The sequence below is a fragment of the Paludisphaera borealis genome, from assembly GCF_001956985.1.
Classification (GTDB): domain Bacteria; phylum Planctomycetota; class Planctomycetia; order Isosphaerales; family Isosphaeraceae; genus Paludisphaera; species Paludisphaera borealis.
In genome coordinates this window covers 6,432,369-6,452,196 of sequence record NZ_CP019082.1, presented here as the reverse complement: position 1 = coordinate 6,452,196, position 19,828 = coordinate 6,432,369, and the positions used below count along the sequence as shown (strand labels likewise).

Sequence of the window (19,828 nt, the reverse complement as noted above, 5' to 3'; positions counted from 1 at the left end):
CTCGTTCTCGGGATCATCCCACAAATTGTATGTCAAGCGGCCCCGGGACTAAACCCAAGTTCGCGCCGCGGTCCAGGAAGAGGCGGACCGCCTCGCGTCCTTCCGGCCCGTAATCGACCGTCCGGTGGTTGACGTACATGCCGACGAAGCGGTCGGCGAGGGCGGGGTCGAGGTCGCGGGCGTACGTGAGCGCGTACTCGAGCGCCTCCTGGCGATGGTCGAGCGCGTACTGGATGCTCTGCTTCAACAGCGAGGCGATCTTCAGCACGAGGGCGTCGCCCAGGTCGCGGCGGACGACGTTGCCCCCCAGCGGCAAGGGAAGCTTCGTCTGGTCGTACCACCACTGGCCGAAGTCGAGCACGCAATGGAGCCCGCGCTCGCCGTAGAAAAGCTGGCCTTCGTGGATCAGGAGCCCGGCGTCGACCTCACCCTTCGCCACGGCCGGCAGGATCTCGTCGAACGGCATCACGACCACCGGCACGTCCTTGCCCAGGCAAAGCTGGAGCGCCAGGTAGGCCGACGTCAACTTGCCCGGGATCGCGATCGTCCGGCCCTTAAGCTGATCGAGGGTCGCCGGCTCGCGGGTGACCAGGGTCGGCCCGTACCGCTCTCCCATGCTGGCACCCGACGCCAGCAGCGCATAACGGTCGGTCAGGTAGGCGAACGCATGGATGCTGACCGCCGAAACTTCCAGCTCACCCGCGAGGGCGCGCTTGTTGAGCGTTTCGATGTCTTCGAGCTGGTGCACGAAACGGAGCCCGCCGGTGTCGAGCCGGTCGTGCGTCAAGGCGTAGAACATGAACGCGTCGTCGGAGTCGGGGCTGTGTCCGACCCGGATGATCTTCTCGTCGCCAGTACTCATCGTCGGCCTCTTTCGGACAAAACTTCGGACGCTTCACCATGCAGGCGCGGGGCGGCGTCCGGGTCGAGAAATGCACCGGCTCCGAGACCCCGAGGACGGAGTCTGGAGCCGGGATGGATAATCTGGGAAAGCGTAGGAAAGCGCGGGGCGGACCTTAGTCGGCCGCTTTCGCCGCGGGAGCCGCGGCGGGCTTGGGCGCCGCCGGACGCGTCGGAGCCGTAGGCGGCTTGCCGCCGGCTTCCCCCCCCACGCCGAGCATCTCGACGGCGTCGAACGGGTCGAGCGTCGTGTCGGCCTCGGCGTCGGCGAGCAGTTCCTTGAACGGGAAGTCCTCGGGAACCGGTTCTCCGAGCTGGCGGAGTACCCGGACGTATCGCTTGACGACCAGACCGGTGTCCTTCTTGTTGAGGTCGTCGTCACGATAGACCGGATAGTTCTTGAGGTTGTCCTTCCAGATCGCCAGGCCTTCCTTGAACTTGGTCGAGGCCTGGCCGAAGTCGCCGGTCTTGTAGGCTTTCGTGCCCTCGTAGAAGAGTTGCCGCGCCGTGACGCCGAGCTGGGTCATCTCGGCCTGGCAACGCTCTTTCCAGTACCGGTAATTCATCTGGCTCGCCCAGCGGTCGGTCCAGTACTGGGCGTTCTCGTTGAGCGTCTTGTACTTCTCGGGGTTGGTCGCGTCGTCGAGCTGGACGTTGTCGCGCTCGAGCTTGCCGTTGCGGGGGATCTCGTTGTGCGACAGGAAGGTGTGCCGGCCGAAAGTCTCCCATTGCCTAAGCGCCCGGGCCCATTCAGCCTTGGCGACCTCGCCGAAGGTGGCCTCGACGCCGGCGATGCTCATCTTTTCCAACGCGACGGCGTAGTGCGTCTGGGCGTGCGACGGCATCGACCGGAAGGCGATGTCGTCGGCCCTTCCCTTCCGCTGCGGGGACGGGTCGATGTACTGGATGGTGTCGGCGGTCCCGCTGTTGAGGCGGGTGCCGCCTTCATCGACCAGGGCGATCGCCCGGCTGAACCAGCCGTAGCCGAGCTGGAAGTTGTCGCCCTTGACGACCTTCACGTTGGTTTCCGGATCGATGTACGTCTTGAACGCCTCGTCCTCGTCGTCACGGAAGAGGCGGCGGAGGATGATCGCCTCGTCGGCGAAGCCGAGCTTGTGATAGTAGAACCAGGCGGTGTCCCAGATCAGGTCGGGCGACCGCTTGTTGTGCTCGACCCCCTGCTGGACGAACTTGATCCCCTGCTTGATCCACTCGTACTTGTCTTCCGGCGCGTCCCATTCGACGGAGACGTTGTAGGCGAGGTTCCACCCCTGGAACGTCCAGATCGACAGGAAGTGGGGCTGGAGCTTGGTGATCAGGTCGACCGTGGCCTTGAGGCGGTCCCAGTCGTGGTTCTTCTTGTGGTCTTCGGCCTGGATCCAGAGATAGTTGGCGACGATGCCGCGGAAGCCGCCGAGCAGGAACAACTTCATCATGAAGCTGCCGGTGTCGATCTGGCCGATCGCCGCCTCGCCGAGGTCGCGGTCCTTCTTCTCCTGGTCGAGCCACTTCGTATAAGGATACATCGACCCGAAGATGAGGACGATGACCAGTCCGTAGATGATCTTCTTGGTCTGGTTGGAGGGTCTCATGCGGCCACCTCGCGATTCTTGAGGATGAAGTATCCGGCGATCGAGAACGGCAAGGCGTACGCCAGCGCGAGCAGGGTGTTCGCGATGATCAGGCTCCAGCTCACCGCGAAGCCGTCGGCCACGCTGTTACTGACGTCGAGGGCCTGGAAGTTGGGGACGACGTAGACCAGCATCGACATCACCGGCATGACCAGCGAGTCGAGCGTCTTGGCGACCACCACGCCGGCCGTGGGCGCGAGTTCCGACATCTGGTTGTCGTGCGTGACGAGCCGAATCAGCGACTCGAACGGGCCGCCGCCGAGGATCGCCTGCCTGGTGAAATCGACGAGGAAGCCGAACGCGAGCTGGCCGGCGATGAAGAAGGCGATCGTCGTCAGCAAGGCCACGGGCCAGCTCAGGAAGGTGCCGGCGAACACGCCGATGGCCGTCAGAATCATGGCCTGAAGCCAGATCCCGAGCAGCCCCTTCATGTAATTCAACCCGAAGCTCCCCGAGCTCGACAGCAAGTAGAGGTCGCTCTCGGCCATCCCCAGGTACTGGGTCGGGCTCATGCAGTGGACTTCGATCTTCAACGTGCCGAACGAGCCGGCCAGGATCGACGACTCCGGGATGATCACACGGTTGGTGTAATATTCCTTGATCGGGAAGATGTCGCTGTACTCAGCCCCCGTGTTGGGGTTCGACACCTGGATTTCGGCGTAGACCGGCTCGCCGACCCGGCCCTTCGTCGTCCGGTAGACGTTGAAGCTCATCTCGAGGGTGACCGGCGGCGCGTGCAACGCGGTGGCCTCGTCGGCCTTGCCCGCCGCATCAAGGTCGTCGGCCTTTTTCTTCAGCCCCTCGTATTCGCGCTGGGCCCGTTCGAGCTCCTCGCGGTTGCGGGCGATGACGCCGTCGAGCCGGCTGACCTCCGCGGGGGGGATGTTGGGCTGGCTCTTCGCCTGCTCGGCCGCGGCGATCTGCTGGTTGATTTCGAAAGTCCGGTTCAGCTCTCCCTCGACCGTGCCGCGGGGGAGGAAGTCGTCGACGGGGATGCGACGGTCGAGCATCACCGGCCGGTTGACCGGCGAGAACGGGTCGGGGACGATGCCGTACCGCCAGATGGCCGTCGCCGGGGTCGCGCCTTCGATGTGGCTGCGGGGCTCCTTCATCGACTGTTCCTGGCCGACGTCGATGCCCATCGCGTGCGGCGTCCCCTTCGAGTCGAGGAACGACAGCGAGCCCATCACCGGCACCCGCGCCTGGAGTCGCGAGCGGAGCTGAAGGGCTTGTTCGTTGAGCTGGGCCTGGTCGCGGGTGCGGTTCTCTTTCTCGGCCTTGACGGCCGCCGCCTCGGTCGCGTCGATGGTCAAACCCACGGTCCGCCAGAGGTAAATCAAGCTGACGCCGCCGAAGACGACGACGAGCACGGTGACCAGCGCCATGTAGCCGATCATCCGTCCCCAGATGATCTCAAGCCGGCGGACCGGTTTGGTCACGACGGTGTAGATCGTCTGCTGCTGGATGTCGGTCGGCAGGCTGATCGGCGTGAGGATCGTCACCATCGAGGTGAGCAAGAGCGAGCAGAGCAGCGTCAGCGTTCCCACGTACAGCCGACTCATTTCGGCCGGGCGGGGCGCCTGCAAGAACCAGTGCGTGAAGGCCAGGACCAGGCCGAAGACGATGATGACGACCCACGGGGCCCACATCTTCCGGTTGGCCTCGTAGAGGCAGACGCGAGCGATCGAGTAGAGCCGTCGGGCGCGGACCGCCAGCAATTCGCCGAGGAACAGCAGCCCGACGCGAAGCAACACGACGTAACCCATGTACGTCATGCTCAACCTGGCGCCGAAGACGACGCCGTCTTGCCAGGTGGACTTCGCGCCCGCCATCATCTGCGGCAGGAAGCTGTTCTGCTCCATGACGATTCCGACGCCGATGCCCAGGGCGAAGGCCGCCAGAACGCCGGCGGTGACGAGATAGTCGCTCGGCCGACCGAGACGTCGGATGGTCCCCCAGATTCCGATCAGCGCCCAAACGAAGACGCAGGCCACGGCCAGGAAGCCAAGCAGCGAGGTCAAGGGGATCGGGCCGACGGTGTGCGCCGTGATCCGCTTCTCGGTCTCCAGGACCTTGACCAGCACCGTGGCGGGGATCAAGACCAGCGCGGCGACGCCGAAGTAGTCGAACCACTTGCCGACGCCGACGACGCGCTCACGGACGGCGGTCGACAGCCAGTAGCCGAGCCAGCCGAGCAGCGAGAGGAGGCTGATCGCCTTCAGCCAGGTGAGCATCGCGCCCAGCAGGCCGGGGATCGAGAACATCGGCTCGCCGGCGAGGAAGAACCAGAAGAGCGTGTTGCGCAGCTCTTTGGAGATTTCGGGCGGCGGGGCGGCCGCGGCCGCCTGCGCCCAGATGATGGGCCATGAGAGAAACGCGGACATCGGTGAAGTAGCTCCTCGGTGCGGGGCGGTCGCCGGCCCGGAGTTTCAGGCCGCGTCTCCGGGGATGGGCGGGGCGGTCGCCGGAGATCGTCGCACGGCGCCGAACCGTTGAATGACGAAAACGAAATAGATGATTGCCTTGTCACATCGAGGGCGATCGTGGAAGGGATTGGGCCGAGGCCCTCATCGACCTTTCGCGACGGCTTCGGACGGCCGGTCGCGAGATCGACCGATTCCACTTCCACGGAGCTGGGCCGCGGCGACGCCCCACGGCACCGGAGTGAGGATCCGATGCATCGTCGAGGCGTTGAGCGTTGCAACGGCCCGGGAGACGTCAGGACTTTTGCGCCGAGCCCGTCAGCTCTTCGAAGGGACGCACGTCGGCGGCGACTTTGCGGCGGCCCGGGTGCAGTTCGCTCTCGCGGACGATCCGCAGGAAGAGTTCTTCGAGGGTCGTCGTCGGATGATCGATGGTGACGTTCTCGACGCCGTGGCGGGCGATGACCTCGCGGATCTCTTCCAGGGCGCTCGGCGGCAGGTTCTTGGCCTTGATCTGGGTGACGTCCTGGACCGTGAGCAGATCGGTGACCTTGCCCAGCTCCTTGAGCTCGCCGCGATGGAGGATGGCGATCCGGTCGCAGATGTCCTGCATGTCGGCCAGGAGGTGGCCCGAGAGGACGATCGTCTTGCCCTGTTCGCGGAGGTCGCGGATCAGCTCCTTGATCTCGGCGGTGCCGATCGGGTCGAGGCCGGAGGTCGGTTCGTCGAGCAGGATCAACTCGGGGTTGTTGATCAGCGCCTGGGCCAGGCCGATGCGGCGCTGCATGCCCTTGGAGTACTCGCGCAACTGGCGGTGCTTGGCCGACGTGAGGCCGACCATGTCGATCAGGTGGTCGACCCGCTTGCGCCGCTCGGCCGACGACATCTTGAACAGCCGGCCGTAGAAGTGCAGGGTTTCCTCGGCGTTGAGGAACTTGTACAGATACGATTCCTCGGGAAGGTAGCCGATCCGCTCGTTCTTGGCGACGTTCGAGGTGGGCTCGTTGAAGATCAGGGCGTCTCCCTGAGTCGGGAAGACGAGCCCGAGCAGCAGCTTGATCGTCGTGGTCTTGCCCGAGCCGTTGGGCCCCAGCAGGCCGAAGATCTCGCCGCGATGCACCTGAAGGTCAAGAGCCTTGAGCGCCTGAACCTTCGGGCGTCCCCAAAAATCGCGATAGACCTTGGTCAGATTTCGCGTCTCGATGATGACTTCGGAACTCATGGTAGGGTGGCGCCTCAACTCAGGTTGGAACTCGAAAACGGGTGCGAGCGGATCAGTGCTCAAGAAACAGCGCCAGCCGAGGCCAAGGTCGGGAGCGATCAGCCGAATACTTCAGATATAGCGAATGAGGCGGAAAAGGACTGCGGCTGTCGACTCGGACTGGTTGCTCGACTGGAATTGCGGAGGACGCTTGCGGATCGATCTTGGATACGACGCTCCGAGCCGCGCCGCGACGGGTTCGCGGTAGCTCCGGACGGCGATCTCAAGAATTTGACGAGCCGGTACGTTGGGGGTGCTACGGCTCTTTCGGCGAAAAGGTTCGCAACCTTTTCCCGACGGCGACCTTTCACAAGGTCCAGATCCGCGCTTTCCAGGATGAACGATCGTAAAATACTGCGTCGGCTTTGGCAAGGACCGGAATAGCACGTCGGCCCCAAGACGCTCCAGATAAGCGGGTTGGGGCCGACTTGAGAGTACCCGGACGTCAAGAGGGCTCCAGCGAGGGCCCCCGGGGAACGTCGTCGTCAAGGAGTCAAGCCCGATCCGCCCGAAGCCGGCAGCGGCGTCGCTTCGACCCGGCCTCGGAGGAGTGGCGCGGCGGTCACCGGCTGCGAATTGTTGAGCGTGCTGTAAGGCTGCATGGGCGTGATCGCGGTGTCCAGAGGGGGGCCCCCATCGGATGATCGCCTCCCGCCCCGGTGTACGGCAGATAACGCTGCCCCTTGTTTTCATAGGCGTTGTAGTACGTCGACAGGAACATCTGCTGAGGCGGAACGGCGTAGTAGCGAGGGAAGAAATAATCCGAGGTCCGGTCGGCGCCCAGCGGCAGATACGGGGCCGGGTCGTACCATCCGGCGCCGTTGGGGTCGCCGTTGGGAAAGCCCCAGCCGTCGCCGGGGCCCGGCGGCAGGATGAATCCGCCCGAGCCATTATGATGGTGATGGTGTCCTTGATGAGGGCACCGTGCGGGGTTCGGGCATTCGCCGGCGCTGCCCGCGGCCAGTACCAATCCCAACGTCATGATCGCGGCGGTCATCTCGATCCTCCTTGTCGAAACCCCCGAGCAGGCCCCTCGAATGACGGACGAGCGTCCTCCTCGACGAGCGCGCGGATCGGCTGGATTCAGCCGAGATTCCTCGCCAATCTAGCATGGGCCAGGACCGACGGCCGCGAATCCGAGCGGTTTCTCTTCCAGTCGCATGGCGCGAACGTTACGATCCATTCATCCTGTGGTCCGCGACGCGGTCGTCGCCGGAACAACCCGCGCGGCAGAAGGTTCTGTCATGATCCTGCTGATCGATAATTACGATTCGTTCACGTACAACCTGGTCCAGCGGCTCGGCGAGATCGATCCCGGCGTCGACTTGGAAGTCGTCCGCAACGATCGGATCACTCTCGACGAGATCGCCGCGCGAAACCCCTCCCACCTGATCATCTCGCCGGGCCCCTGCACCCCCAGGGAAGCGGGAATCTCCAACCAGGTGGTCGAGCGGTTCGCACCGCACATCCCCATGCTCGGCGTCTGCCTGGGACATCAATGCGTGGGGCACGTCTTCGGTGCCCAGATCGTCCGCGCCGATCGGATCATGCACGGCAAGACCTCGCTGATCCACCACGACGGCAAGGGGATTTACCGGGGGCTCGCCAATCCGTTTCAGGCGACCCGCTATCACAGCCTTGTCATCCAGCCGGGAACGCTCCCCGAGGAGCTTGAGGTCGTAGCGCGGACTGAGGAAGGCGAGATCATGGGCGTCCGCCACAAGACGTACCCGCTCGAAGGGGTCCAGTACCATCCCGAGAGCTTCTTGACGATCGAGGGGATCAAGCTGCTGCGCAACTTCCTCGAAAGCGCGGCCTCCTGACGGCCGCCGGCCCCCAGCGCCCGTCACGGTCAATCCAGGTCGGAGCCTCGCCATGCTGTCGATGAATGAAGCGCTCGTTCGGGTTCTCGAACAAGCGCGAGCCTTGCGAGCGGTCGACTGCGATCTCGAATCGGCCCTCGGCCTGACGCTCGCTCAGGACGTGGTGGCCGACGCCGACCAGCCGCCGTTCGACAAGGCGCTCGTCGACGGCTACGCCGTGCGGAGCGTCGACCTGGTTCGGCCGCCATTTCGGCTCGAACTGGGCGAGACGATCCTCGCCGGCCAGATTCCGCAACGTCCGCTGGGCGACCGGGAAGCCGCGACGATCACCACCGGCGCTCCCCTCCCCCCCGGCGCTGACGCCGTGATCATGCACGAGCGGACGCGACGGATCGGCCACACGATCGAGATCGAGGAGCACGAGATCAAGCCGGGCCTCAACCGCCTGCCCCAGGGCAAGGTTTACCGGGCCGACGATCGACTGATCCCTTCCGGCACCCGGCTCACACCCGCGACGCTCGGCGTTCTCGCGGCCGTGGGGGCGGCAAGCGTCCGCGTCATCCCTCGGCCGAGGGTCGCGATCATCCCGACCGGCGACGAGCTGGTCGATTTCCGCCAGCCGCCTGGACCGGGACGGATTCGCAACTCCAACGCGGTCATGCTCCGAGGGTTCGTCGACGGCCTGACCTCGGAGACCTGGACCTCGCCGATCCTGGGCGACGAGCCCGAAGCGCTCAAAGAGGGGCTTCGCCCGGCGCTCGACTTCGACGTCGTGCTGGTCATGGGCGGGGTCTCCGCCGGGCAGAAGGATCTCGTGCCGCACACGCTCGAAGCGTTGAACGTCCGGCCGATCTTCCACAAGATCCGCATCAAGCCCGGCAAGCCGCTCTGGTTCGGCGTGGGATCTCCGCGAGCAGATCGGCCGGGGCCGCTGGTCTTCGGGCTGCCCGGCAACCCGCTGAGCGTCTTGGTCAACTTCCTCGTGTTCGTGAGGCCCGTGCTGCACGTCCTCGCCGGCGCGGCGGCGGACGACGATCGGATCGAGGTTCGTCTGGCGACCCGCGTGAGCCATCGCAATACGCTGACGACCTATCTGCCGGCGCGGATTCTTCGAGAGAGCCTGGTGCCGGGCGAGCCCCTCCGGGTCGAGGCGTTGGACTGGAGCGGGTCGGCCGACCTGCTCTCGGCGGCTGTCGCCGACGGGTTCCTGATCCTTCCCGAGGTGAAGGAGACGTACGAGGCAGGTGAAATTGTCGGTTTCCTGCCCTTGCGTTAACCTACGCCGAGGACTTTTCCAGAGCACGGCCGAACGCCTCGGTTCGGCGAGCCGAGGATGGGCGAGAAAGATTTCATGATGAATGCGCCGAAGGCCGACGTCGAGACGACCGGGCCGGGACCTCGGATCAGCCTGACCGACCGGGTCTCGCGACACCCGGTGATCGCCGGGATCACGTCGGGCCTGTTCCTCTGGTCGGCTTTTCCGCCGATCGAGTGGAGCTGGCTGGCGTGGATCGCCCTCGCGCCGTTGTTCCAGTTGGTGGTCGAGCGCGGGCCCCGGCTGAGGCTGTACCTCGGCGCCTGGGTCGGCGGATTGGTCTTCTGGACCCTGAGCCTCCAATGGGTCCGCCTGACCGACGCGACCGCCTGGGTCGCCTGGCTCGCGATGGCCTTCGCATTCTCGTTCTGGTGGCCGGGCTTTCTGGCGCTGGCCAGGCTGGCGGTGCTCAGGCTCAGGCTGCCGCTGATGCTGGCCGCGCCAATCCTCTGGGTCGGGCTGGAGCACGTCCGCGCTCATCTCTTGAGCGGGTTCCCGTGGTATTACCTCGGGCACTCCCAGTATCGTTCGCTCCATCTGATCCAGATCGCCGACGTCGCCGGCGCGCTGGGCGTCAGCTTTCTGATCGCGCTGGTCAACGCCTGGATCGTCGATTTGCTGTCGCTTCCCTTGTTGTACAAGTCCGCCGCGGGGGCCAGGCTGCGGCCCAAGCAGGTGGCGCGCCTCTGGGTCCTTGGCGCGTGCCTCGGCGGGACGATTCTCTACGGCGCGTACCGGCTTTCGACCGCCGATTTCCGTGACGGCCCGCGGCTCGCCCTGATCCAGTCGAACATCGAGCAGAAGTACAAGAACGACTCGGAAAAGAACGACGCCTACCCGTTCCAGATCCGGGAGAAGCTCCGGGCCTTGGCGACGCGCGCGACGGCCCGAGAGCCCAAGCCCGACCTGATCGTCTGGCCCGAGACCTCGTACCCCTACGGCTTCATCGCCATCGACCCCGCGACCTCCGTTGACACACTCAAACAGCAGGTCCGGATGATCTCCGAGAACATCACCCCCGAGTTCTGGCGAGAGAAACAAAAGGACATCGCAGAGGACGTGTACGGGATGACCGACGCGGTGGCTGCCCCGATGCTCGTGGGCAGCATCGTCTACAACCACAAGCCGGACTCATTCAACAAGTACAATTCGGCGATCCTCGTCGAGCCCCAGTCGCGGACCGTGCAGATGTACAACAAGATCCATCTCGTCCCGTTCGGCGAGTACATCCCGTTCCTCGAACGCATGCCCTGGCTGATGTTTTTCACGCCGTATCGCAACGGCTACGTCCCGACCCTGAATTTCGGCGATGCGTATAACCTGCTCAACCTGGGCGCGTACCGGATCGCCGTCGGGATCTGCTTCGAAGACACCGTCCCCCACCTCACCCGCCGCTTCTTCTCCGACGCGCCCGGCGACCGCCAGCCTGATCTGCTGGTGGATCTTTCCAACGACGGCTGGTTCCACGGGTCGGCCGAACTCGACATGCACCTGGCGGTCAGCGTTTTCCGGACGATCGAGAATCGCGTCCCCCTGGCGAGGGCCGTGAACACGGGGATCTCGGCGCTGATCGACGGCAACGGTCGGATCTTGCAGACGCTGCCGAGGCTCACCGAGGGAGTGCTCCAGGTCACCGTCCCGCTCGACGGCCGAGTCGGTATGTACTCGTCGTTGGGCGACTGGCTGGGCCTCTCGTGCCTGGCCGTCTGCATCGGCCTGGCACCGGTCGGGGCGATCTACAAACGAAGGACCAAGCCCAACGCGGCTCCCGCAGCCTGACTCGTTGAACCGCCGCGAATCCCCATGAAAATGGGGGATCGCGGTCGTTCCGCGGTCGGCCATGAAAATTCCGGTCTGTGGTTTGCCGTAGGGGCGCCCCTTGTGGGTGCCCGATCGCCGAGCGTGAGCGGTCGGCGTGAAACGAACCGGGCACCCACAAGGGGCGCCCCTACCGGACCCGGTCGTGACGCCATGCGAAAAACCTCCCATCTCATGACGTCGGGTGTCGCCTCGGCGTCATGATGGCTTCCATTCGGAGGGTGCTCGCCACGCCCGCGCGACCGGAATCTTCGGAATAAGCCGGAATCTTTTCTGAAAGGCGACATCTGGCGACATCCTTATCCTCAGAGGCCCGTTCGACGACGCCCCCTCCGAGGAGATTCCCGCCCATGTCGACTACCGCCCAGCTTCAGGCCAACCGAGCGAACGCCAAAAAAAGCTGCGGACCGAAAACCGACGAGGGCAAGGCCCGATCGCGGCTCAACGCCCTCAAGCACGGAATGCGCGCCGCGACCGTCAATCCCGTCCTGCCGCACGAGGACCCGGCCGAGCTGGAAGCCAAGATCCGGGAGTGGATCGACGATTACCAGCCGACTAACGCCGTCGAGCGCGAGCTGGTCGTCCGGGCCGCGCGGATCTCCTGGACCCTCGACCGAGCCGAGCGGCACGAGTCCGCGCTCCTGGCTCGAAATGTGCGCAGGGCCATGCTGCGGTCGAAGGCGAAGCGAACCGAGAAGGTCTGTGATTACGGCCGCAAGCTGTTCTACATGGCGGGGAAACGGTTGTTGCCGATCTCCGGGCCGGCCTGGTCGGACGATCCGTCGGCCTTCGTCGCCCGGCTCGAAGAATCGCCCGAGGGGGTTCAGTGGCTGCTCGACCGCTGGGTCGAGATGCGTTGCCTGATCATCTCCAACGAGAACTGGACCTTCCTCGACCAGTTCAAATTCGTCCGACTGCTCGGCAAGCAGCCCTTGGCCGCGATCGACGATCCCGAGCTGAACGAGATCTTCCTGGCCTGGGAGACGATCGAGGAGCAATGGGGCACCCGGTTCTGGCTCCAGATGCAGGAGATGACGCCGTATGAAGACCCGGCGTTCAGCGCCTGGCGAGTCTGGCGCGAGATCGTCCCCCGTCCTGAAACCCCCGAGGCGGCCGTCGCTTTCCTCTTGAGCATCGCCGAGCGTGAAGTCGAGCGGCTTCAAGACCTTCTCATGGACATCGAGGAGATCGAGGGCGACGACGCGGTCGAGCTGGCCGAGCAAGCCTCGTTCTCGGCCAGCGACGCCTTCGAGCGGCTCCGTCGGTTTCAGACCGCCCGGACCCGCGAGCTGCTCCGGACCATCGACCTGCTGGCGAAGCTCCGCGCCGCGTCGAAAAAAGCGACGAAGGAAGCCAATCCTCCGGCCCCCCGCAAGCCGGCCGCCCGCCCGTCGTCGTACCGGTCCGACCCGATCGAGAACCTTGTCGCCGAGGGGATGACCGACTTTCTGGCGAAGCTGCTCGAAGCGGGGGAAAGGCCGTCGAGAACCCCCCAAAAACGCGCGAACGAAGCCACCGTCCGCGAGGCGGAAACCTGTGTGCTGCAACAGGTTCAGCGCCCGATCGTCGATTCCGCCGAAAGCGAGCGAAGCCAATCCGTCGCCGAGCCCGAGCCGGCTGGCGCGCCGACGTCAAACGTCTCAGGTCGGATTCAACGCGGCGAGGGCGTCGCTCTCCCGCCAGGGCGGGAACAACACGTCGCCATCAACCCGAGATGAGCATCGCTTCATCAAGGTTGTTCGAGCGCGCGCACTACTGGAGGACGAGACAGACTCTCACTCTAGAGCGGTTCACCTTTGCGTTGCGCACAGCCGGGTTATCCGGAAGACCGCATTACTGTAGGGGCGTCCCTTGTGGGCGCCCGAATTGCGGGGGGGCACCGCAGTCGCCGACGCCGATCGGGCACCCACAAGGGACGCCCCTACGTGCGCAACCCAGACGCAAACCGCTCTAGAGGATTCAACACGGAGGACGTTGGGGACACGGGTGATAGCGATTCCATCGATTATGCGTGTCGGACGGGGCGTCCTTGAAGGTGAGAGGCAAGCCGACTCCACTTCCCGTCCCATTTCCTCCGCGTTCGCCGTGGTGAATCTCTTCAATCGAACGCTTCGACTCCCTACTTGGAGTGGGATGTTGTTCGTGGAGGCACCTTACCTCGCATCTCCAGTCTGCGCCGCTTGCCTTTCGGTGAGTCGTGGGGTAGATTTTGTTCAAGTCTGCGCCGGCGAACGAGAAGCTTGCTTTCTCGGGTGGGTTTCCCACATTGCGATGTGGGGGGCTTGTCGATCCGGGCGACGCGGCGTTAAATTTGAATGAGGCAATGTACACTCAGCGGCCCGGCGTTGCTGAGAGTCCCGCCATATCTCCGGGATTTACACGGTCCAGCCCAAGCCCGTTATTGACGCACGGCGGCGATCGTCGCGCGGGTGGTTGGCCGGCCGTCTTACTTTGAATGGTAGGATGGGACCATGACTACCGTCGGAAAGATTCTCGTCCTCTTCATCATGGCCTTTTCGCTCATTTTGAGCGCCATTTCGACCGTGGTCTTCACGACCTCGAAGAACTGGAAGACCGCGACCGAAGCCGAGCGCAAAAAGGTCAACGACGTCACCGTCAAGCTCAAGGAGCAGACGGCAAAGACCGAAGCCGCCCAGAAAGATCTGGAGGCGGCCAATGCGAGCTATGAGGCCAAGACCAAGCAGCATCTCGACCGGATCAAGGCGATTGAGGACGCCAACGCCCTGGCCGTAAATCAGGCGACGACCGCCAAATCCCAGGTTGCCGACGCGCAGCAAACCGCGAAGGCCGCCCTGGAAGAGGCCGAGGCGCGACGGAAAGAGACGCTCCAGCTCCGCGATCAGAAATCCCTCGTCGAGAAACAGGGCAACGAGTTCAAGCTGCACACGGCCGAGTTGAACGACAAGATCCGCGAGCTGGAACGCGCGATGGAAACGGCCACCAAGAACAACACCGACCTCCGCGAGCGGGTCGCCAAGTTCTCGACGTACCTCCGCTCCCAGGGGCTGTCCGACGACATCAGCCAGATCAAGGGGATCGAGAGCCCTCCCCCGGTCGTCGGCGAAGTCAAGCGCGTGGAAGCGACCAACCGGAAGTTCGAGGCGACGATCGGCTCGAACGACGGCCTGGTCCCCGGCCACGAGTTATACCTGTTCCGGACCTCGCCCCGTCCGGAGTACATCGGCAAGGCCGAGGTCTTGTCGGTCGATCCCAACCAGTCGGTCCTTCAGGTCAAGGGCACCACTTACCAAGGCAAGAAGATACAGGAGGGCGACATTGTCTCGTCTACGATCAAGCCGCGCCTCTAAGGCGAGCACCTCGTCCGCCAGCCGCTCGTCGACCCCGGCTCGACAGCGAGGCGTGCTCGTCCAGGCTCCCAAGAGCGACATTTACGTCGCGCTCCTGGGAATCTCGCTGGCCGCCATCCTGATCGGCTGCCTGCTGTTGATCCTGCTGCTGGGGCGATACGAGTTCAAAGTCAAGGTCGCCGCCGCCGACCAACGGCCGACCGCCGTCAGCCTGGCCTCGCATCTCGTGGATGTCACGCCGACGCCGCTCTCGCCGTCGACCGCCTGAAATCCCCGACCCGACTCCATCCTCAAGAACGTCCGCCCGCGCGCTGGTTCTCGACCTCGCGCCGGCGGGCGTCTTTTTTTCGAGTCACCCATGGCCTGTACAGGTGATCCGTATATAATGATTGTAGGGAAGATGACGCTGGAGCTGAAAAGGATCAATTCGCTACTTGCCCGGTAGGACTCGGGTACTCGTCAGGCGCGTGCTTCCCGCCTTGCAGGAAAGAGACGGCCGCCATGTCTCAGCACATCGAGATCTTCGCCGCCCTCGCCGCTCCGTTCTCGACCGACGAGGTCCGTACGCGGTCCCAGAACGGCCGCGACTTTCAGTACATCACGGCCCGCATGGTGATGAATCGGCTCGACGAGGTGCTCGGGCCGGTGAATTGGTGGGACGACTACACGCCGATCGAGAACGCGATCGTCTGCCGGCTGACCGTGCGGCTGCCCGACGGAACCACGCTGACCAAGTGCGACGCCGGCGGCTTCACCACCACGCTTGACACCAGCGACTTTGAAAAAAGCGGCTTCTCCGACGCCTTCAAGCGCGCGGCGGTGAAGTTCGGCGTCGGCCGGTATCTCTACGGCGACGGCGTCCCTCCCTCGATCCGCGAAGCCCTCGCCCGTCGGCCAAGCGACGCCGTGCAGCCGCAACCGGCGCTCACGCCCTCCAGGCCGGCGATGGAGGTGGTCAACGGCACGCCGCCGAAGACCGGCAAGGCCCTGTTCGCCTGGGTGAAGGAACGAGACGAGAAGCTCGGCTGCGAGCTGCTGAAGTCGCTCAGTGACTGGGGCAAGAGCCAGGATTTCCCCGCCCGCATGGTGCAATGGACCGGTGAGCAGGTCGATCGCGGCCATTCCGAAGCGGTCCGCCGGCTGGGCTCGCTGGACTTTGTTCCCCAAGCTTCGGCGTTCGCCCAGCACCGGTAGTCTCGACGAAGTCCCTCAATCCGATCGCGGCGTCCGGTCGATGTGTTCTTGTAGGGATTGGGAGGCCGCTCTAGAGTGTATGGAAGATTGCGCGTCGGCGTTGTCCCATACCCAGGGCGGTTTCCGTAAGTTCCGGCTGGATCTTTCGTCGCACGCTCGCCGCGGTGGTCGGGCTCATTGATCGTTTCGGGAAGCCTCCCGGACCATGATCGGGAGCGGCCGGCGCAGGTCGACGTGAACGTCCGAGAATTCTTGGGGGCGGCTCGTCGTGAATATCGTGTTCCTCGCTTCAGAGGGAGTGCCCTTCGCCAAGACCGGAGGGCTGGCCGACGTGGCGGGCGCCCTGCCCCGAGCGGTCGCCGCGCTCGGGCACCAGACGTCCCTCTTCCTCCCGTGCTATCGGCGAGTCTGGGACGCCAAGCCGGACCTTGTCGGGACCGGCCTGACCCTTCAGATCCCGGTCGGGTCGCAGGTGGTCGAGGGGCATGTCTACGAGAGCCGGCTGCCGGGGTCGAACGTTCCAGTCTACCTGATCGATCAGCCTAGCTACTTCGATCGCGAGGGGCTGTACCAGCATCTCGGCAAGGACTTCGGCGACAACTGCGAGCGGTTCGTCTTCTTCCAGCGCGCGGTGCTTGAAGCCGTGCTCGCGTTGGGACTTCGGCCCGACGTCTTCCACTGCAACGACTGGCAGACCGGCCTGATCCCCGTCTACCTCAAGACGCTCTACCGGCGCTATCCGGAGCTGGCGTCGGCCGGCACGCTGCTGACGATCCACAACCTCGCCTACCAGGGGCTGTTCTGGCATTGGGACATGCCGATCACGGGTCTCGACTGGAGCCTTTTCCATCATCGGGCGCTGGAATTCCATGGCCATCTCAGCTTCATGAAGGCCGGCCTGGTCTTCGCCGACAAGCTCTCGACGGTCAGCCCGACCTACGCCCGCGAGATCCAGACGCCGAGGCAGGGTGCCGGGCTCGACGGCCTGCTCCGCGAGCGCCGCGGCGATCTTCGAGGGATCGTCAACGGCATCGACGTCCAGGCGTGGACCCCGCGTCACGAACCGATGCTCGCCGCGCCGTACGACCTTGAAACGGTGGAGCACGGCAAGGCTGTTAATAAGGCTTGGTTGCAGAACCGCGCGGGGTTGCCGGTCCGTCCCGACGTCCCCCTCTTCGCCCAGATCGGCCGGCTCGACCCCCAGAAGGGGTGGGATCTGCTGGCCGAGACCGCCGATCGCTTTCTAGAACATGACGTGCAGTTGATCGTCCTGGGAACGGGACATCCGAAGTACCATCAACTCCTTGAAGGCCTGGCCAACCGGTATCCGGACAAGGTGTGGGCCTATCTCGGTTTTTCCGACGAGCTGGCGCACCAGATCGAGGCCGGGGCCGACGTCTTCCTGATGCCGAGCCTCTTCGAGCCCTGCGGGCTGAACCAGCTTTACAGCCTTGCGCATGGGACGGTCCCCGTGGTGCACGCCACGGGCGGGCTGGTCGACACGGTCGTCGATCTGAATCCGGAGACCTTCGCGGATGGACGAGCCACGGGATTCGTCTTCAATGAGCCCACCGCCTCGTCGCTCTGGGCGACCCTCAACCGTGTCCTGAGCACCTGGACCGATCCGCCGACTTGGCGGCAACTCGTCCGGCGGGGCATGGAGTCGGACTGGTCGTGGTCGCACAGCGCGCGGGAGTACGTCGAGATCTACGACGAGATCCAGCAACGGCTGCATCCCGACGCTTCGCAGAGCTCCGTCAAAGCCGCCGCCGTCGCCTGACGGGCCGAGTTCGTCTTAAGTTGGCCGCCTGATCTTCCGAACTTGATTCGAGTGGCGGATTGCGACCGGGATGGGCGTCGCGAGGTTCTTTCGGGAAGGGCTATGGAATGGCTCGCGTCTCGTTAGCCTTGATGTGGCATCAGCATCAACCGTATTACCCGGACGATGTCGCCGGCGAAAACCCGATGCCCTGGGTGCGACTCCACGCCACCAAGGACTACCTCGGGATGGCTTTGCATCTCGAAGAAGTCCCCGAGTTTCAGTGCACGATCAACCTCGTCCCCAGCCTCCTGAGCCAGCTTGAAGGCTACGTCGACGGGGCGACCGACACGCATCTGATCGCGTCCCGCAAACCGGTCGACGGCCTGGAACGCGAAGACGTCGTCTACCTGCTCGACAATTTCTTCATGGCGTTCGCCGACTCGATGATCCGCCCGCACCCGCGGTATCACGAGTTGTACATGCTCCGCGCGGCGTGGTCCAGTTCCGCCGAGGCGGCGATCACGCGGTTTCGCCCGCGCGATCTTCGCGACCTCCAGGTCTGGTCGAACCTGGCGTGGATCCACCCGCTCTTGTTCGAGAAAGACTCCGAGCTGAGCGAGTTCAAGGCCAAGGGGCGGCATTACTCCGAGGATGACAAGCAGTGGTTTCTGGACAAGCAGCGCGACCTGCTGGCCCAGGTGATTCCCCTGCACCGCAAGCTCGCCGAACGAGGTCAGATCGAGCTGACCACGACGCCTTACTATCACCCGATCCTGCCCTTGCTGCTCGACAAGAAGCTCGCCCGCGAGGCGATGCCCGACGTCGCCCTGCCCGCCTATCGCGAAGGCTATCCCGAAGACGCCGAAGTCCACGTCCGGCGCGCGGTCGAGAGCCATACGAGGCGCTTCGGATCGCCGCCGGCCGGCATGTGGCCGAGCGAGGGGTCGGTCTGCCAGAGCCTGATCCCGCTGCTGGCCCGGCACGGCATCAAGTGGATCGCCACGGATGAAGAGATCCTCGGATGTTCGACCGGGGGGATGGTCGGCCGCGACAGCCGGGGGTACGTCCGACATCCCGAGCTGCTCTACCGCGCCTGGAACGTCCGCGAGGGCGAGCATGAGCTAGGCGCAGTCTTCCGCGACCACTCGATGTCCGATCAGGTGGGCTTCCACTACCAGCGCAGTCCCGGTCCGGTCGCCGCCGCCGACTTCCTCGGCAAGCTCCACGCCATCGGCGACGCCTGCCGGCACAACCCGGCCACGATCGTCCCGGTGGTCCTCGACGGCGAGAACTGCTGGGAGTATTTCCCCGACGGCGGCGTGTCGTTCCTTCGCTCGCTCTACCAGGGCGCGGCGCGCGACTCTCGGGTGCAACCCGTCAAGGTGAGCGACTTTCTCAAGGAACATCCGCCCGCCGACACGCTCCAGCGGCTGTTCGCCGGAAGCTGGATCAGCCACAACTTCGCCATCTGGATCGGCCACCCGGAAGACAACCGAGGCTGGGACGCGCTCCACGACACCCGGCGGTTTCTCGTGGCCGAGCAGCAGTCGGAGCGCCACGATCCCGCGCTGCTCGCCCGGGCGTGGGAAGAGATTTACATCGCCGAGGGGTCCGACTGGTTCTGGTGGTACGGCGACGACCATTCGAGCGCCCAGGACGCCCTGTTCGACCACCTATTCCGCAAGCATCTCCGCAACGTCTACGCGCTCCTGTCGTGCGACCCTCCGGGCTCGTTGTTCACGCCGATCTCGCAGTCCGGCAGCCATCGCCCGGTCAACGATCAGCCGACGAGCTTCCTGAACGTCAAGGTCGACGGCCGCGCCACGTACTTCGAGTGGATCGACGGCGCGAAGTACGTTTGCGGCAACGATCGCGGCACGATGACGCTCGTGACGCGCGGCTTGCTCAACTGCGTCTGGTTCGGCTTCGACGCCGACCGCTTCCTGGTCCGCATCGACACCGAAGGGGGACCGGCCGCCGAGCGGCTGGTCGAGGCCGACCGGCTGCGGATCGGCTTCGTCGACCCCGCCGAGCGCGAGATCGTGGTGATGCAGCCTTCGCTGCCCCGTCCGGTCGCGTACCTCAATCACTCGGGACGCCAGATCGCCAACGGCACGACGGTTTCCGTCGCCACCGATACGATTCTCGAGCTTGCCGTGCCGTTCGACCGGCTCGGTCGTCAGCCCGACGACGCGATCCGGTTTTACGTCGAGCTTCTCAAGGGGGAGGCCAGCGTCGACCGCGCGCCTCGCGAGGGGGTTTTCGAACTGACGGTCCCCTGCCCCGACTTCGAACGGATCATGTGGCAGGTCTGACGATGGAACGGTCAGACCTCTGAACCCGACCGACGCTTACCAGGAAGGCGGACGCTC

At 64.7% G+C, this 19,828-nt stretch carries 14 protein-coding genes; 9 read left to right on the top strand and 5 right to left on the bottom strand.

The genetic code is table 11. From position 1 onward, the window contains the following. Window positions 1–13: 13 nt before the first annotated feature. The 5 genes from BSF38_RS24940 to BSF38_RS24920 form a co-directional block, all read right to left on the bottom strand. Window positions 14–862, bottom strand: coding sequence for a menaquinone biosynthesis family protein (locus BSF38_RS24940; protein ID WP_076349775.1), 849 nt, complete (start codon window positions 860–862; stop codon window positions 14–16). Window positions 863–1,016: 154 nt separating this feature from the next. Next, complete coding sequence (locus BSF38_RS24935; RefSeq protein WP_076349774.1) at window positions 1,017–2,492, bottom strand: hypothetical protein; 1,476 nt, start codon at window positions 2,490–2,492, stop codon at window positions 1,017–1,019. Beyond that, window positions 2,489–4,915 (bottom strand): hypothetical protein, encoded by a 2,427-nt coding sequence (locus tag BSF38_RS24930; RefSeq protein ID WP_076349773.1) that lies wholly within the window; start codon window positions 4,913–4,915, stop codon window positions 2,489–2,491. The genes BSF38_RS24935 and BSF38_RS24930 overlap by 4 nt, the downstream gene beginning before the upstream one ends. Window positions 4,916–5,249: 334 nt before the next feature. Continuing rightward, window positions 5,250–6,176, bottom strand: a complete 927-nt coding sequence (locus tag BSF38_RS24925) for an ABC transporter ATP-binding protein (protein ID WP_076349772.1) — start codon at window positions 6,174–6,176, stop codon at window positions 5,250–5,252. Window positions 6,177–6,777: 601 nt separating this feature from the next. Further along, complete coding sequence (locus BSF38_RS24920; RefSeq protein WP_145952311.1) at window positions 6,778–7,197, bottom strand: hypothetical protein; 420 nt, start codon at window positions 7,195–7,197, stop codon at window positions 6,778–6,780. Between the two features lie 262 nt (window positions 7,198–7,459). On the opposite strand from BSF38_RS24920, the gene BSF38_RS24915 reads away from it, so the two are divergent. The 9 genes from BSF38_RS24915 (at window position 7,460) to BSF38_RS24875 (ending at window position 19,771) form a co-directional block, all read left to right on the top strand. Continuing rightward, window positions 7,460–8,038, top strand: a complete 579-nt coding sequence (locus BSF38_RS24915) for an anthranilate synthase component II (RefSeq protein WP_076351450.1) — start codon at window positions 7,460–7,462, stop codon at window positions 8,036–8,038. Window positions 8,039–8,090: 52 nt separating this feature from the next. Then, window positions 8,091–9,314 (top strand): molybdopterin molybdotransferase MoeA, encoded by a 1,224-nt coding sequence (locus BSF38_RS24910; protein ID WP_076349770.1) that lies wholly within the window; start codon window positions 8,091–8,093, stop codon window positions 9,312–9,314. Window positions 9,315–9,389: 75 nt separating this feature from the next. Then, the gene (gene lnt / locus BSF38_RS24905; RefSeq protein WP_168189455.1) at window positions 9,390–11,132 is read left to right on the top strand and encodes an apolipoprotein N-acyltransferase; all 1,743 of its coding nucleotides are present in this window, start codon (window positions 9,390–9,392) and stop codon (window positions 11,130–11,132) included. A 389-nt stretch (window positions 11,133–11,521) separates the two neighbouring features. Next, entirely contained in the window at window positions 11,522–12,889 is a 1,368-nt protein-coding gene (locus BSF38_RS24900) for a hypothetical protein (RefSeq protein ID WP_076349768.1), read from the top strand. Between the two features lie 753 nt (window positions 12,890–13,642). Next, the gene (locus BSF38_RS24895) at window positions 13,643–14,500 is read left to right on the top strand and encodes a hypothetical protein (protein ID WP_076349767.1); all 858 of its coding nucleotides are present in this window, start codon (window positions 13,643–13,645) and stop codon (window positions 14,498–14,500) included. Next, entirely contained in the window at window positions 14,469–14,768 is a 300-nt protein-coding gene (locus BSF38_RS24890; protein WP_076349766.1) for a hypothetical protein, read from the top strand. Before BSF38_RS24895 ends, BSF38_RS24890 begins: the two co-directional genes overlap by 32 nt. Window positions 14,769–15,001: 233 nt before the next feature. Continuing rightward, window positions 15,002–15,694, top strand: coding sequence for a Rad52/Rad22 family DNA repair protein (locus BSF38_RS24885; protein ID WP_076349765.1), 693 nt, complete (start codon window positions 15,002–15,004; stop codon window positions 15,692–15,694). Window positions 15,695–15,962: 268 nt separating this feature from the next. Beyond that, a complete protein-coding gene (gene glgA, locus BSF38_RS24880) occupies window positions 15,963–17,474 on the top strand; it encodes a glycogen synthase GlgA (RefSeq protein WP_076349764.1) in 1,512 nt (503 codons plus the stop codon). Between the two features lie 107 nt (window positions 17,475–17,581). Further along, entirely contained in the window at window positions 17,582–19,771 is a 2,190-nt protein-coding gene (locus BSF38_RS24875; RefSeq protein WP_076349763.1) for a glycoside hydrolase family 57 protein, read from the top strand. Window positions 19,772–19,828: the final 57 nt, after the last annotated feature.

Bases quoted from the DNA above. Each gene is read 5' to 3' on its own strand.
- BSF38_RS24940 (WP_076349775.1), bottom strand. From the start codon at position 862: ATGAGTACTGGCGACGAGAAGATCATCCGGGTCGGACACAGCCCCGAC.
- BSF38_RS24935 (WP_076349774.1), bottom strand. From the start codon at position 2,492: ATGAGACCCTCCAACCAGACCAAGAAGATCATCTACGGACTGGTCATC.
- BSF38_RS24930 (WP_076349773.1), bottom strand. From the start codon at position 4,915: ATGTCCGCGTTTCTCTCATGGCCCATCATCTGGGCGCAGGCGGCCGCG.
- BSF38_RS24925 (WP_076349772.1), bottom strand. From the start codon at position 6,176: ATGAGTTCCGAAGTCATCATCGAGACGCGAAATCTGACCAAGGTCTAT.
- BSF38_RS24920 (WP_145952311.1), bottom strand. From the start codon at position 7,197: ATGACGTTGGGATTGGTACTGGCCGCGGGCAGCGCCGGCGAATGCCCG.
- BSF38_RS24915 (WP_076351450.1), top strand. From the start codon at position 7,460: ATGATCCTGCTGATCGATAATTACGATTCGTTCACGTACAACCTGGTC.
- BSF38_RS24910 (WP_076349770.1), top strand. From the start codon at position 8,091: ATGCTGTCGATGAATGAAGCGCTCGTTCGGGTTCTCGAACAAGCGCGA.
- lnt (WP_168189455.1), top strand. From the start codon at position 9,390: ATGATGAATGCGCCGAAGGCCGACGTCGAGACGACCGGGCCGGGACCT.
- BSF38_RS24900 (WP_076349768.1), top strand. From the start codon at position 11,522: ATGTCGACTACCGCCCAGCTTCAGGCCAACCGAGCGAACGCCAAAAAA.
- BSF38_RS24895 (WP_076349767.1), top strand. From the start codon at position 13,643: ATGACTACCGTCGGAAAGATTCTCGTCCTCTTCATCATGGCCTTTTCG.
- BSF38_RS24885 (WP_076349765.1), top strand. From the start codon at position 15,002: ATGTCTCAGCACATCGAGATCTTCGCCGCCCTCGCCGCTCCGTTCTCG.
- BSF38_RS24875 (WP_076349763.1), top strand. From the start codon at position 17,582: ATGGCTCGCGTCTCGTTAGCCTTGATGTGGCATCAGCATCAACCGTAT.